The sequence below is a fragment of the Pedobacter sp. ASV28 genome, assembly GCF_016428855.1.
Taxonomy (GTDB): domain Bacteria; phylum Bacteroidota; class Bacteroidia; order Sphingobacteriales; family Sphingobacteriaceae; genus Pedobacter.
In genome coordinates, this window is record NZ_JAELTN010000018.1 from 39380 (window position 1) to 54445 (window position 15066).

Sequence of the window (15066 nt, forward strand, 5' to 3'; positions counted from 1 at the left end):
GTCTTTTTGCAAATCTAATTAAAAAAGCAGGGATTTAAAATGCAAAACCAACGATTGGCGAAGTTATTCGAATTTTTATCAGCAGATCCAAATGACAGTTTTATACTCTATGCTATAGCAACTGAGTACAATGTACAAAATGATAATGCTAATGCCTTAAAATATTACCTTAAGCTAACAGAAGAACACCCCTCTTATGTGGGCACTTATTACCATCTCGGAAAATTATATGAAAAACTGGGGGAAAAGGAAAAGGCCATTGCCATTTATCAAAATGGAATGAATGCGGCCAGGCAAAAAAGAGATATGCATGCCCTATCCGAGTTACAGGGGGCCTATAATACTGCTGCTGGTTTAGATTATGAAGATGATTAATCTTTCTATTTGTTAAAGTTGAAAGATGGCTAAAAAGCAATTCTTTTTTATTCGGAATGTAATTTTCTTTACGTTTACCGCATTTGGTGGTGCACAAGCGCACTTATCTTTGCTGCTTCGTTACTTCGTGAACAATGTACACTTTGTAACGGAAGAAGAATTATTGGAATTGAATGCACTAGCCCAGGTGCTGCCCGGGCCGGCATCTACCCAAACCTTGGTAGGTATAGCTTATAAAGTAGGTGGGTTAAAATTGGCTATTATTAGCTTTTTGATTTGGATATTACCTTCTGCAGCCATAATGATCTTAGCGGCCATTTGGTATTCTTTATTAGATCAGAAACAAAAATTTATCGAAGTTTTAGAATATGTCCATCCTATAGCTTTAGGTATTGTTGCCTACGGAGCTTTTAAACTGGGCAAAAAAGTTTTGACAAACCAAATTTCCATTTTTTTGTGCATTGGGGCTTTTGTAGGCACCCTGGTCTTAAGGGAGGCTTATGTTTTTCCTTTAGCCATATTAATAGGGGGGATGGTTTCTTCTGCCATTGGTACGCCGACAGAAGAAACAGAGCTTAGGGTAAGATTATTTGCCAACATAAACCCCAAGAAAATGGGCTATTTTATTGGAGTGCTATTGTTTATGGCCATGCTTGGGGCCTTGATCAATCGAACATCACCTTTCAGCTTACCCATTAGGCTTTTTGAAAACTTTTACCGAAACGGGATTTTTATTTTCGGGGGAGGACAGGTGCTGGTGCCCATGATGTTTACTGAGTTTGTACAGATGAAACATTATTTGAGCCAGTCTGATTTCATCTCTGGTTTTGCCTTTCAGCAAATTCTTCCTGGACCTACTTTTTCTTTTACGAGTTATTTGGGTACACTGGGAATGAAACATGGTGGTTATGGTATTAGCGGACAGATTTTAGGTGGTTTTTTGGCGGTATTGGGCATTAATTTGCCAGGTTTGATATTGGTGTTGTTTATTGTTCCCTTTTGGAACGACCTAAAGAAGATTACCCGTATAAAACATTCGTTGTCAGGTATAAATGCGGTTAGTGTTGGCTTTATTATCGCGGCCTTTTTTATGTTGTTATCCCCAATCGGTTTAAATTGGATCTTTTTAGGGGTCATGTTAGCTACGTTTTTATTGTTGAATTTTACCAAGATTAGTCCCGCATTGATTATCATTGTGGGCGTACTCTTAGGTTATATTATTTAGTGCATATATTTTAAGATGAACAAGTTTGTTAAAGAAGAAGTTAGTTTTTTAAAAGGAGCGAGAACTAGGTTTAGGGAACTTAAATACGTATTGGGGGTGATTTATCAATTTTATAAAGGCTTTAGAAAGCTCCATTTTGTAGGTCCTTGTGTAACCGTTTTTGGCTCTGCCAGGTTTAAGGAAGATCATCCATATTATGAAATGGCCCGTAGCGTGTCATATGAAATTTCAAAATTGGGTTTTGCGATTATGACCGGTGGAGGTCCGGGTATTATGGAAGCGGCAAATAGGGGGGCTAAAGATGCCGGTGGTTTATCGGTGGGCTGTAACATTGTATTGCCTCATGAGCAACATGAAAATCCGTATTTAGATACTTATGTGAATATTGATTACTTTTTTGTAAGAAAGGAACTCTTAAGAAAATACTCTTATGCATTTGTGGTATTGCCAGGTGGATTTGGTACATTGGATGAATTTTTTGAGACCTTAACCTTGGTGCAAACTGGAAAAGTAGAAAAATTTCCTATTGTGATTATGGGGAAAGAATTTCATAAAGAAATCTATCTACATATAGAAAAAATGTTGGAAGAAAGAACCATTAGTCCAGAAGATATGGATTTGTTGCTGTTCACAGATGATATTGAAGAAGTAGTTGACCATATCAAAAAGTATAAAGATAATGCACCTGGGGTTAAAGTACAGGCACCTAAAAAAGCATGGTGGATTTTAGGTGAAAAGAAAGTGGAAGCTGCCTAATGTTTGTCTCCTACTAATCTAAAAAGGATGAATGTTAAGATCGATAACTGATTTTAAAGTAGATGAATTATATTCAATTAACAGATAAATTGAAATTTATACTTAGGACTCCCCGCAAATTAACCAGTTAAACGATCAACCCAATGTTTTCCTGCGTACGATCCTAGCAGAGATGGTTAAGCCTGGCTTTTCACTTCTTACACCCAATAAAACAAATCACCAAACTCGGAATTTCGGTAATTAAACAATTGATCAGTAAAGCAATTCAACAAATCCAAGCTTTATTAAAACGCTTGATTTTTAGAAAGGAGCTTCATCATCTAACATATCGTTCATACTCGATGGCCTGATGATGATATTTCCTGCCGGTCTGTCAAAATTTTCGGAAGGCATTAGGCTGTTATTATCTGCAGAGAAGCTGGACTGTGGCATAAAGCTATCCTCCAGATCGGCAAATTTAACATATTTACCAATAAACCTCAGTGGAACAATACCTGTTTCACCATGACGGTTTTTACCTATGATTACCTCACCAACTCCCGCATTGGAACGGCCATTTTCGTCTTCGGTGATGCCGTAATATTCAGGTCTATATAAGAATAATACCATATCGGCATCCTGCTCAATTGAACCCGACTCACGTAAATCGGAAAGCATTGGCCTTTTACCATTTTGGCCCGGTCTACTTTCTACTGCACGACTTAATTGTGAAAGTGCTAAAACGGGTACTTCCAACTCTTTAGCTACCGATTTTAAAGCCCTTGATATACTACCGATTTCCTGTTCACGATTTCCACCGCCTTCACCTTTACCATGCATTAACTGCAAGTAATCGATAATGATCATCTGTATGTCGTATTGTGATTTTAACCTACGGCATTTAGCCCTAAATTCAAAAATATTTAATGCGGGCGTATCATCAATCAAAAGAGGGGCTTCGGTAAGCTTGCCTATTTTACTATGTAATTGCTGCCATTCCCATTCTGCTAAATTCCCTTTTCTGATTTTTTCTTGCTCAATTTCAGTTTCTCCAGAAATTAAACGATTAACAAGCTGTACAGATGACATCTCTAATGAGAAAACAACCACAGGCTTGCTAAAATCGACAGCGGCATTACGGGCACAACTTAAAACGAAAGCTGTTTTACCCATGGCCGGCCTCGCTGCAATAATAACCAAATCGGATTTTTGCCACCCACCAGTAATCCTATCTAAATCTGTAAAGCCGGAAGGAACTCCAGTAAGGCCATCGGTTTTTGTCCTTAGTTCTTCTAAAGAGGCCAGAGATTGTTTGATGATCTCATCCATTTTCTGCGTATCTCGGCGCAGGTTGTTTTGGGCAATATCAAACAGGCTTTTCTCGGCCATGTCCAATAAGTCGAAAATATCGGTCGTATCTTCGTAGGCATTTTTAATAATATTGGTAGAGATCCTGATCAGCTCACGCTGTATGTACTTTTGGGAGATAATACGGGCATGGTACTCTATATTTGCCGCAGAAGATACCCTGTTGGTTAAATGGGTAATATAATATGCGCCTCCAACCATTTCAAGGAAGCCATTTGTACGCAATTCAGAAGTTACCGTTAGAATATCTACTGGTTTGGATTTCAAAAATAACTGTTGGATGCCTTCAAATATTTTCTTATGTCTTTCGTCATAAAAAATTTCGGGTTTCAAGATATCGATAACTGCAGATAGGGCATCTTTTTCGAGCATTAGGGCACCTAATACGGCTTCTTCAAGGTCTGTTGCCTGGGGTTGTATTTTGTCCACAGTACTTATGGTATTTGCCAATCTGCCTTTTCTTGCTGAAACTGAAAATTTACCTTGTCCTTGTTGTTCCTTATCGATACTCATATCACAAAAGTAACTAAAAAATGATCGTTTTTTTTGAAGAAGTTTTACCACGTTTGTCAACAACTTGAGTGATAAACTAATTAAATTTTATGCTTATTTTATAGAAGAGGTAAGTTCTAAACAATTTTATGTGGATAAGCTAATGTGCGATATAGATTTAATGGTTACTTTTGCAGCAGTAAATAAAAATATGGATAATTTTAGAAGACCACAGCGAATAAAAGAGAATAACGAGTTTGTATTTGGCATTAGAGCTGTAATTGAGGCCGTTAAAGCCGGACGGGATATAGAAACGATTTATTTACAGCGAGGTCTTTCTGGTGATTTGTTTACAGAGCTTAAAACGTTGCTGCACGATACTTTAATTCCTTTAAATTCTGTTCCCATAGAGAAATTGAACAGGATGTCGCAAAAGAACCATCAAGGTGTTATAGCGGTGATTTCTCCCATTACTTATCAGCATATAGAAGACCTCATTCCTTCCATATTTGAAAGAGGAGAGATTCCTCTCATATTGGTTTTAGATAGTGTAACCGATGTAAGGAATATGGGAGCCATTGCCAGAACGGCTGCATGTGTTGGCGTTCATGCTATTGTAGTGCCTTTAAAAAACGCGGCACAAATAAATGCTGATGCCATTAAGACATCGGCAGGTGCTCTGTTCACCATTCCGGTTTGTCGACACGCTAACCTACATAAAACATGTTTGTTTTTACAGGACAGTGGTTTGCAGATTGTGGCTTGTACAGAGAAAACAAATGAACTTATTTATGCACCTGATTATACTTTGCCTACTGCTGTAGTAATGGGCTCGGAAGATGAAGGCATATCAAATGAATTATTGAGGGTGGCTAATCATCTTGCCAAGATACCAATGGCAGGAAAAATAGAATCCTTAAATGTTTCTGTTGCTGCTGGCGTTATCTTGTACGAAGCGGTAAGACAAAGAAACCTTTAGTATTTGGCGGAGTTATATAAACTTTCCGCCAAATTTAGCTTTTACGTCTGCTACAATATTTTTTACATTTTGCTCTTCAGCTCTTGGGCATATAAGCAAGGTATTGTTTGATTCTACTATAATGTAATCATGTAGGTTTTGTAGGATCACCAATTTCTCTTTGGGCACATTTACCATGCAATTAGATGAATCATACATCATGACCTGTTCTGAAGGAATAACGGCATTGCCTACATAATCCTTTTCTGCCATTTCATAAATAGAGGCCCAGGTCCCTAGGTCAGACCAGCCAAATTCTGAAGGGAGAACATATACGTTTTCGGCTTTTTCCATAATGCCAAAATCGATGGAAATATTCGTGCATTGCAGATAGGTATTAGAAATGAATTGTTTCTCGTTGAGGGTATTATATATGGCCTTACCTGCCGCAAATAGCTCATGCATATCTGGGAGGTGTTTTTCAAAAGCCCTGTTTATGGCTTTTGCAGACCAAATGAAGATGCCTGCATTCCAAAGAAAATCACCGCTTTGTAGGAAAGACCTGGCCAGCTCCAAGTTGGGTTTTTCGGTAAAGGTTTTAACTTTATGTACCTCACTATTATCGGCTAAAACCTCATCGATATATTGTATATAGCCATAACCTGTATCGGGTCTATTAGGTTTGATGCCTAAGGTAATTAGGCAATTATGTTTTGAGGCAGAAGCAATGGATTGCTCAATGGCTTCGATAAATGCGGCCTGATTGGCAATGGTATGGTCAGAGGGCGCGACTACGATGACAGCATTCGGGTTAATTTCTGCTATCTTCATTGAACCATAGGCAATGCAAGGAGCAGTGTTGCGCATCATGGGCTCGGCTAATATCTGTTGTTCAGAAATACCTGCCAATTGTTCTTTAACCAGATTGGTATATATTTCATTGGTCACAATGAAAATATTTTCAGGAGGACATATTTTCAAGAACCTTTCATAGGTGCTTTGTATAAGTGTTTTTCCAATACCAAAAAAATCGATGAATTGTTTAGGGAATTCGGTTCTGCTTACTGGCCAAAAACGGCTGCCAACACCGCCGGCCATAATCAATGCATATTTATTCTTATCCATACTTACAGCAAATATAAAGTTTTAAACTATACCTTCTTGTAAAAGGTCATGTAGATGGATCAAACCATAATATTGGTTCTCTTTAGTAACCAAAATCTGGGTAATGTTGTTTTTTTTAATAATTTCTAATGCAAGTAGGGCCAGCTCGTCTTTGTCAATTGTTTTAGGAGCTTTATTCATTAGATCAACCGCTTTGATATTTTCGATGTTGGTATGGTTCTCCAGCATTCTTCTGATGTCCCCATCGGTTATGATACCTAGAATTTTGTCATTTTCTATGACCACAACAGCACCCAGGCGATTTTTGCTGATCTCAATAATAATATCTTTTACTGGTGCCTGTAGAGATACCTTGGGCTTTTCATTTTTAGCAGCCAGATCTCCTGCTTTTAGGTAAAGGCGTTTTCCAAGGGCCCCTCCGGGATGATACTTTGCAAAATCGGTAGATTCAAACTTTCTGGCTTCCAACAAGCATATGGCTAAAGCATCGCCCATGGCTAATTGGGCTGTGGTACTGGTGGTTGGGGCAAGATTATGTGGGCAGGCCTCTTTTTCAACGCTGGTGTTTAGTATTAAATCTGCCTGTTTGGCCAGATCAGATTTGACATTGCCCAGCATTCCAATTAATTTATTGCCCGATAATTTAAGTAGGGGAGCTAATAATTTAATTTCGGGCGTATTACCGCTTTTAGACAGACATAGTACTATATCATCTTTTTGTATCATGCCCAAATCTCCATGTACAGCATCGGCAGCATGCATAAATATGGCGGGTGTTCCTGTCGAATTGAAGGTAGCCACTATCTTTTGCGCAATGATGGCACTTTTGCCAATTCCGGTTACGATAACTCGGCCATTGCTGCTTAAAATCATGTTTACAGCGTCAATAAAATCATTATTGAGATGGTCAATGAGTTTGAGTATAGCTTCGGATTCTAGCTTAAAAGTAGAAATTGCCGAATCAATTATTGATTTTTTACTTTCCAAAGAGAATTTATTAGTAAATTAATACTTTAATTACTGCAAAATTATGTTATTTTGAACAATAATAGCACACAATATTCAATACAAAAAATGGACGTTAAAAAGTCTTTATTTGATAACCTGCAAACTTTCTTCGGATTCGATAATTTTAAGGGTGATCAAGAATCAATCATAACCAATATTTTAGAGGGCAAAAATACTTTTGTAATCATGCCAACAGGTGGAGGTAAATCGATCTGCTACCAGCTGCCTGCTTTAATGAGTGAAGGAACTGCTATTGTCATATCACCATTAATTGCCCTGATGAAAAATCAGGTTGATCAGATCAGGGCGTTTGGAGGAAGTGATAGTATAGCCCATTTTTTAAACTCATCATTAAACAAATCGGAAATCAATCAGGTGAAGACCGATTTATTGGATGGACATACCAAATTACTTTATGTAGCACCTGAATCATTGGCCAAACAAGAGAACGTCGAATTTTTGAGGTTATTGAAGATCTCTTTTGTTGCCGTCGATGAGGCACATTGTATTTCTGAATGGGGACATGATTTCAGACCAGAATACCGTAAGATCAGACAGGTAATTGCTAATTTGGGAAATGGTATTCCAATTATTGCGCTAACGGCTACTGCTACGCCCAAGGTACAACAAGACATTATCAAAAATTTACAAATGACGGATGCTACATTGTTTAAGTCGTCATTTAATCGACCTAATCTGTTTTATGAGATTAGACCTAAGCGTAATATTACCAAAGAAATTATCAAGTATATTAAATATAATCCAGGGAAATCTGGAATTATTTATTGTTTAAGTAGGAAGAAAGTCGAAGAGGTGGCTGATGCCTTAAACATTAACGGCATAAAGGCTTTGCCTTATCACGCAGGTTTGGAGCCTAAAGTGAGGGCCGATACACAGGATAAATTCTTGATGGAGGATGTAGGGGTGATTGTAGCCACAATTGCATTTGGAATGGGGATAGATAAACCAGATGTGCGCTTTGTTATTCATCATGATATACCAAAGAGTATGGAAGGCTATTATCAGGAAACTGGAAGGGCTGGCCGAGATGGAGGAGAAGGGGTTTGTATTGCCTTTTATGCGCAAAAAGATGTAGATAAGCTGGCTAAATTCATGAAAGACAAGCCTGTTTCTGAACGTGAGATTGGTACCCAAATTCTTAAAGAGGTAATCGATTACGCCGAATCATCAGTTTGTAGAAGAAAGCAAATATTACACTATTTCGGAGAGAATTTTAACGAAACAGGCTGTAACTGCATGTGTGATAATTGTAAAAAGCCAAAACAACAGTTTGAAGCGGAACCATACCTATTAACCTTATTAAAACTAATAGAGTCTACCGGCGAAAAATTTGATGATAGCCACCTGCTGAATATTTTCATGGGCCATGAAACAGCCCAAACCATTGCTTATGAGCAAAATAAATTGGTAGAGTTTGGTTCAGGTAAAACAGATGGCGAAATTTTGTGGAAATCGTTATTAAGACAAGCAATTTTAAATAACTTTTTGGCAAAGGATATTGATAATTACGGCCTGCTTAAACTGACCAAGATAGGTCGGGATTTTATTGAGAGCCCATATAACCTTAAGTTCATCTTGAATGAAATTGTTGAAACGGTAAATGATGACGATGAGGAAGATGTTAAACAAGGAACAGGGGCCTTGGATACACAGTTGTTACAACTGTTAAAGGAACTCAGGAAGAAAATTGCAAAACAAAAAAACGTTCCTCCATTTGTGGTCTTCCAAGATCCTTCTTTAGAGGAAATGTGTACGCATTATCCAATCACGAATGATGAACTGAAACAGATATCAGGGGTTGGGCATGGCAAAGCATTGAAGTTTGGAGGACCTTTTATCGAACTGATCAAAAAATATGTCGAAGATAATGACATTGATCGTCCGGTAGATATGGTAATCAAAACTCAGGCTAATAAATCGGCATTAAAAGTTTCCATTATTCAGAATATAGATAGACAGATTGGTCTAGAAGATATTGCCAGGTCAAAAGGCATCACCTATTTCGATATCCTTAAAGAAGTGGAAGCCATTGTAAACTCTGGCACTAAACTTAATCTGACCTATTACGTGGACGAGACCATTGACGAAGATAGGCAAGATGAAGTATTTGATTATTTCCGATCTGCAGATTCTGATTCTATTGATGAAGCTTTAAGAGAATTGGGAGAAGCGGACTACACAAGAGAAGAAATACAATTGATGCGTATTAAATTTATGTCTGAACTTGGAAATTAATTACAGATTGTGGAGCTAGTATTTATTATCTCCACATCCTGCTCTTTAAGTTTTGATACTCGCATCCTTATGCTCACATCTTGATACTTGATATTAAAATACTGATACTCTATATTAAACATGATAAACTACTTAGATAAATTAAAACATACAGATACGGATAATTTTTTTTTAATGGCGGGGCCATGTGCTATTGAGGGAGAAGACATTGCCTTGCGCATAGCAGAGAAAATTGTAAGTATAACCGATAAACTGAATATCCCTTATATTTTTAAGGGCTCCTACCGTAAAGCAAACAGAAGTAAGGGAAGTTCCTTCACAGGAATAGGAGATGAGAAGGCATTGAAGATTTTGGAGAAGGTAGGAAAAGAATTTAACGTGCCTACCGTTACTGATATTCATGAAAGTAAGGAGGCGGCTATGGCAGCTGCTTATGTAGATGTACTTCAGATCCCTGCATTTTTATGTCGCCAGACCGATTTGTTAATTGCAGCTGCAGAGACAGATAAAGTGGTAAATGTAAAAAAAGGCCAATTTCTTTCTGCAGGTTCCATGAAATTTGCCGTAGATAAGATAAAGGACGCTGGGAATGATAAGGTGATTTTAACGGATAGGGGAAATACATTTGGATACCAAGACTTAATAGTAGATTATAGGGGGTTACCAGAAATGCAAAGTTTCGGCGTACCTGTAGTTATGGACTGTACCCACTCCCTGCAGCAACCAAACCAAAGTAGCGGAGTAACTGGAGGTAAACCAGAATTGATCACTACCATTGCCAAAGCTGCTATTGCGGTGGGTGCTGATGGTTTATTCATAGAAACACATCCAGATCCGGCAAATGCAAAATCTGATGGAGCCAATATGTTGAATTTAGCATTGCTAGAAGAACTATTGACCAAATTGGTCAGAATTAGGCAGGCGGTAATCTAATTTAAGGAGTGTCAATGTTGGCCTTAAGTCTCTAATTCACTTGTCTATGGTAACCAAGTGAATTGGAGCTCGCAAAGGAAAGATATTTTTGTACGCCTTCTTGAAAATCAATTAAGGGACAAAGAAAAGGATAGGCAATACATAAACAACTAAATCCTATAATAGTCGGCTATCCAGTTTATTACGACTTTTTTTATTTCATTTGGCAATAGCTGTTCTTTTATCTTCCTTTCGACTAGGGAAATAAATTCATCGTCACTGGCAAGGCGAAGTGCTAATATTTGTCCCATTTTTGAATTACTTGGTAAGGTTTTTCCGGTAAGAGTGTAATAACGTAATCTCTCTTCAGTTCTGGCTATCCTATCTTGTACGCCTAAAGCAAAATAACGGGCAAATGCAGCAGCTACCCCCGATGAGTAAAAATACAAGGCACATTAAGCCATACATTACATCTGAATAATGTGTGAAATTAATGATGGCTATTGCCAAACCGATTAAGATAAGAGGTAAAATAATAAAATGGAAGGGAATACTATACCTTTTGTGGTTTTTATAATTTTTATCCCATTTTTTTAGACTTTGGTAATGATAAATTCTGTTCTTCTGTTCAGTTGTCTTCCTTCTTCGGTGGTATTGTTAAACTTAGGCTTACTTTCTCCATAACCTTTGAAAGTTAATTGTTTACTTTCTATGCCATTTTTAATCAAAAAATCATAAACTGCCTTTGCACGGTTTTCAGATAGTTTTTGGTTGGCTTTTACATCGCCTACATCATCGGTGTGTCCCTGAATTTCAATAACGATATTAGGATTGCTCTTTATCAGTTCAGTTAATAAATTGAGTTCTATGAGAGAGGCAGGTAAAAGTTCGTATTTGTTGGTATCAAAAAATACATTGTTCAGCATCACATTACTGCCTACGTTTATTTTATCTAGCAATATTTCAAATTCCAATGGCTTATTGGCATCTGAATTTTTAATGTCGAAGTGTTTGGAATATAACATATAGCCATTGGCCATCACATTGAATGAATACTTTTCATCGGTGGGCATCACAGCCATAAAATCACCTGTAGCTTTATCGGTATATTCATTATAGGCAGCTTCTTGCTTATTTAAATTAATAATCAGCACCGAGGCTTCCAGCGTTTCTTTAGTTTCTTTGTCCTTGATGATACCTTTTACATAGGTAACTGGAAGGGGTTTTAAGGCTTCAGGAAGCTTAAAACGATAAATATCTACATCACCAAAACCACCTTTTAAATCTGAGGAGAATAAGCCTTCTTTGCCATCGGCACTTACAATGAAACCAAATTCGTCATTAAAGGTATTGATGGGGTAGCCTAAATTAACAGCTTTTGAGAAAGTGCCATCTTCTTGCAAGCGACTGTAAAAAATATCTTTATTACCTAATCCAGGCCAACCATCAGAAGAAAAATAAAGTGTTTTTCCATCAGCATGTATAAATGGAGCAGCTTCATCATAGGGCGTATTTACATTGGGTCCCAAATTTACAGGGGCTGCCCAGTGCCCATCATCGTCAAGTGAAGATTTCCATATGTCGTAACCACCATATCCACCAGGCCTATTGCTCAAAAAATATAATGTACTGCCATCTGGGCTGATAGAGGGTTGTGATTCCCAGTTTTCAGAGTTCACTTTGTCGCCCAGGTTGAGGGGCTTGCTCCAATCATTGCCCTCTTTTTTACAAACATAGATGTCGCATCTGCCTAAACCATCAGGTCGGTTACATCCGGTAAAGAAGAGGTATCTGCCATCTGGAGATATAGATTGTGCCCCTTCATTATAATTAGGCGTATTGATATTATCACTTAAAGGAACAGCTTTCTGCCATTCATTATTTTTTTTGGTTGAAGTATAGAAATCTTCATTTCCTTTTATATTTCTGGTAAAAATGATCGTTTGTCCATCGGCAGTTAGCGCAGGGAAATAGTCCCTGTATTCACTATTGATATAATAGCCCATATTAAAGGGCTCATACGGAACGGGATTTTTAATGGCCACGAGAGAGAAATTACAATCATTGATGTATTTATGCGCTTTGTCGATGTATTTTTTATCTACATTAACATTCTTTTGAAGAAAAAGCTCAAAATTTCGTTTAGCCTGTTCATAATCTCCAGTCTGTAATTCGGTCTCTGCCAAAGTATAATACAGGCTAAAATCTTCTACTGGGGCAGCGGCAATGGCCTTTCTGTAATTTTCTTTAGCCTTATCTATAATTCTTAACCTTCTGTAGATATCACCTAATTGTAAATAGGCCTTTTGAAATTTAGGGTCGAGCGTAACAGCAAGGTTGAGGTTTTTAAGTGCTTCGTCAAAAATATTCTGTCTAACGAATTGCTGGGCATCATCATAACTACTTTGTGCTTTTTTTACCAAAGATTGTCCATAAACTAGATTGGCACAAAAAAGAAGGATCAATAAAAAGCAACTACGCATACATCTAAAGTAAAAATCCATGATTTATAGAAATTTAGCTAAGCAAGTTACAAACAATTAGCAATTAACCAATTAATCAAAAAACTAAGGAATATTAAGGAATTTATGGGTTTGTAATGAAATTTCCCATTTAGGATTGGCCATTACATAATCTACAATTAACGGAGTAACCGTACTGGCTTTTGACCATTCGGGCTGAAGGTAAAGCTTACAGTTTTCGCCTACCATTTCGGCATATCTTTCCGCCCATTCAAAATCACTTTTATTAAATACAATCACTTTTAGTTCATTAGCGAATGGGGCAATATCGGGTCTTGGTTCCTTAAATTTCTTTGGTGATAAACAGATCCAATCCCAAGAACCTGATAACGGGTAGGCACCAGAAGTTTCTATGAAAGTAAGGATCTGCTGTTCCTGTAGTTTTTTGGTCAGATAGTCTAAATTATAGATTAAAGGTTCGCCACCGGTTACCACTACGGCCTTGCCAGGAAAAGTAGTTGCTTTTGCCACAATATCATCTACTTGGGTGAGTGGATGTAATTCGGCATCCCAGCTTTCTTTTACATCGCACCAATGACAACCTACGTCACAGCCACCTAGACGGATGAAATAAGCCGCCTTGCCCGTATTATATCCTTCGCCCTGTATCGTGTAAAACTCTTCCATTAAAGGAAGTAAGGTACCGTCTTCTGGTATTTGATGTGCCATTTTGTAAATTAGTGTGCAAATATAAGCATTCAATAAACCATATAATATGATTTGGGTAAAGGTTTTGTCAAAACAAGAGGTGTTGCCAACTGATTTTGTGCTTCAGGTTAAGGCTAACGGGAAGAAAATATGCGTTATAAATCATCAACAAAAGTTATATGCTACACAGAACACTTGCCCACATGCAGGTGGAAATTTAAGTAGTGGTTGGTGTAAGAATGGGCATATTGTTTGTCCAATTCACCGTTATGAATATAACCTGGAAAATGGGAGAGGAGCAGAAGGACAAGGTGATTATATTAATATTTACCCTGTTGAGCTGAGGGACGATGGATTGTATGTAGGTTTTAAGGAAAGTTTATGGCAAAGATTTTTTAAGTTGCATTTACTGCTTGCGTAAATTGAGAAATTCTTCCTAAAATTCCATTGCCAAAAAAAGCTGCTGTATTTATAAATACAGCAGCTCATATGAAATATTTTTAACAACTCGTAAATATCAATAGATTTCTTTTCTTGCTGAAGCCAAAGTGTTTTTTAGCAGCCCAACAATAGTCATTAGGCCAACGCCACCTGGTACGGGTGTGATATAAGAAGATTTTTCAGCTACGTTTTCGAAATCGACATCCCCATATAATTTATAACCAGATTTTGTAGTGGTGGAAACTTCTCTATTGATGCCCACATCAACAACAATAGCTCCAGGTTTTACCATATCGGCAGTAATAAAATTCTTTTTGCCAATTGCGGCAATAATAATGTCTGCCTGCAAAACTTGGTCTTTAAGGTCCTTGGTTTTACTGTGCGTTAAAGTCACCGTACAATTGCCGGGATTAGCATTACGGGCCATTAAGATGCTCATGGGGCTACCCACAATATTACTACGTCCAACCACTACACAATGCATTCCGGTAGTGTCTATATGATATTCCTGTAACATGAGTAAGATGCCATAGGGAGTTGCCGGAATGTAACAAGGAAGATTACGCATCATCCTGCCCAGGTTAATGGGATGAAAACCATCTACATCTTTCTTAGGGTCTATAGCTTCGGTTACTTTCTCAGGATCTATATGCTTGGGTAGCGGTAATTGAACAATTAGGCCATCTACGTCAGCATCAGCATTTATCTCTTCAATTTTTTCAAGCAGTTCTTGTTCACTAACCGTTTCATCGTAACGATATAAAGAAGATTTAAAGCCTACTTTTTCGCAGTTTTTCATCTTGCTGGCTACATAAGTTTCGCTACCACCATCGTTCCCCACTAAAATGGCTACTAAATGTGGTTTTCTGCCCGTTTCTTTTAAGAAATCGGCAGCTTCTTCAGCAATTTGAACCTTAACTTTTTCCGATACGTATTTTCCGTCTAATAATTGCATTTTATAAAGTATCTGGTAGCAAGTATCGAGTATCGAGATGGCAATA

At 37.7% G+C, this 15066-nt stretch carries 13 protein-coding genes and 1 pseudogene; 7 read left to right on the forward strand and 7 right to left on the reverse strand.

Translation table 11 applies throughout. The features are described from left to right. Positions 1–39: 39 nt before the first annotated feature. The 3 genes from JHD79_RS08710 to JHD79_RS08720 are packed head-to-tail and all read left to right on the forward strand — an operon-like array spanning position 40 to position 2356. Positions 40–375 (forward strand): lipopolysaccharide assembly protein LapB, encoded by a 336-nt coding sequence (locus JHD79_RS08710; protein ID WP_199118841.1) that lies wholly within the window; start codon positions 40–42, stop codon positions 373–375. A 25-nt stretch (positions 376–400) separates the two neighbouring features. Then, positions 401–1600 (forward strand): chromate efflux transporter, encoded by a 1200-nt coding sequence (gene chrA, locus JHD79_RS08715; RefSeq protein WP_199118842.1) that lies wholly within the window; start codon positions 401–403, stop codon positions 1598–1600. 15 nt (positions 1601–1615) lie between these two features. Next, positions 1616–2356 carry a TIGR00730 family Rossman fold protein gene (locus JHD79_RS08720; RefSeq protein ID WP_199118843.1) on the forward strand — a complete coding sequence of 247 codons (741 nt, stop codon included), beginning with the start codon at positions 1616–1618 and terminating at the stop codon, positions 2354–2356. A gap of 300 nt (positions 2357–2656) precedes the next feature. Here JHD79_RS08720 and dnaB read toward each other — a convergent pair whose 3' ends face one another. Continuing rightward, a complete protein-coding gene (dnaB, locus tag JHD79_RS08725; RefSeq protein WP_199118844.1) occupies positions 2657–4216 on the reverse strand; it encodes a replicative DNA helicase in 1560 nt (519 codons plus the stop codon). A gap of 190 nt (positions 4217–4406) precedes the next feature. Between dnaB and rlmB the strand changes: the two genes are divergently transcribed. Further along, complete coding sequence (rlmB, locus tag JHD79_RS08730) at positions 4407–5174, forward strand: 23S rRNA (guanosine(2251)-2'-O)-methyltransferase RlmB (RefSeq protein WP_199118873.1); 768 nt, start codon at positions 4407–4409, stop codon at positions 5172–5174. Between the two features lie 12 nt (positions 5175–5186). Here the strand turns inward: rlmB and JHD79_RS08735 are convergent, their stop codons facing one another. Next, the gene (locus JHD79_RS08735) at positions 5187–6278 is read right to left on the reverse strand and encodes a mannose-1-phosphate guanylyltransferase (protein ID WP_199118845.1); all 1092 of its coding nucleotides are present in this window, start codon (positions 6276–6278) and stop codon (positions 5187–5189) included. A 21-nt stretch (positions 6279–6299) separates the two neighbouring features. Beyond that, entirely contained in the window at positions 6300–7265 is a 966-nt protein-coding gene (locus JHD79_RS08740; RefSeq protein ID WP_199118846.1) for an SIS domain-containing protein, read from the reverse strand. Positions 7266–7352: 87 nt separating this feature from the next. On the opposite strand from JHD79_RS08740, the gene recQ reads away from it, so the two are divergent. Next, positions 7353–9542 (forward strand): DNA helicase RecQ, encoded by a 2190-nt coding sequence (gene recQ, locus JHD79_RS08745; protein WP_199118847.1) that lies wholly within the window; start codon positions 7353–7355, stop codon positions 9540–9542. 120 nt (positions 9543–9662) lie between these two features. Further along, positions 9663–10475, forward strand: coding sequence for a 3-deoxy-8-phosphooctulonate synthase (gene kdsA / locus JHD79_RS08750; RefSeq protein ID WP_199118848.1), 813 nt, complete (start codon positions 9663–9665; stop codon positions 10473–10475). A gap of 149 nt (positions 10476–10624) precedes the next feature. Here the strand turns inward: kdsA and JHD79_RS23130 are convergent. The 3 genes and pseudogenes from JHD79_RS23130 to JHD79_RS08765 form a co-directional block, all read right to left on the reverse strand. After that, positions 10625–11069 (reverse strand): annotated as a pseudogene (locus tag JHD79_RS23130) (DUF6526 family protein). Then, positions 11048–12937 (reverse strand): OmpA family protein, encoded by a 1890-nt coding sequence (locus JHD79_RS08760; protein WP_199118850.1) that lies wholly within the window; start codon positions 12935–12937, stop codon positions 11048–11050. Before JHD79_RS08760 ends, JHD79_RS23130 begins: the two are co-directional and overlap by 22 nt. An 84-nt stretch (positions 12938–13021) precedes the next feature. Next, the gene (locus JHD79_RS08765; RefSeq protein WP_199118851.1) at positions 13022–13645 is read right to left on the reverse strand and encodes a 7-carboxy-7-deazaguanine synthase QueE; all 624 of its coding nucleotides are present in this window, start codon (positions 13643–13645) and stop codon (positions 13022–13024) included. A gap of 46 nt (positions 13646–13691) precedes the next feature. Between JHD79_RS08765 and JHD79_RS08770 the strand changes: the two genes are divergently transcribed. Further along, positions 13692–14045 (forward strand): Rieske (2Fe-2S) protein, encoded by a 354-nt coding sequence (locus JHD79_RS08770; protein WP_199118852.1) that lies wholly within the window; start codon positions 13692–13694, stop codon positions 14043–14045. A gap of 96 nt (positions 14046–14141) precedes the next feature. On the opposite strand, the gene JHD79_RS08775 is transcribed toward JHD79_RS08770, so the two are convergent. After that, positions 14142–15020 carry a bifunctional 5,10-methylenetetrahydrofolate dehydrogenase/5,10-methenyltetrahydrofolate cyclohydrolase gene (locus JHD79_RS08775; RefSeq protein ID WP_199118853.1) on the reverse strand — a complete coding sequence of 293 codons (879 nt, stop codon included), beginning with the start codon at positions 15018–15020 and terminating at the stop codon, positions 14142–14144. Between the last annotated feature and the right edge of the window lie 46 nt (positions 15021–15066).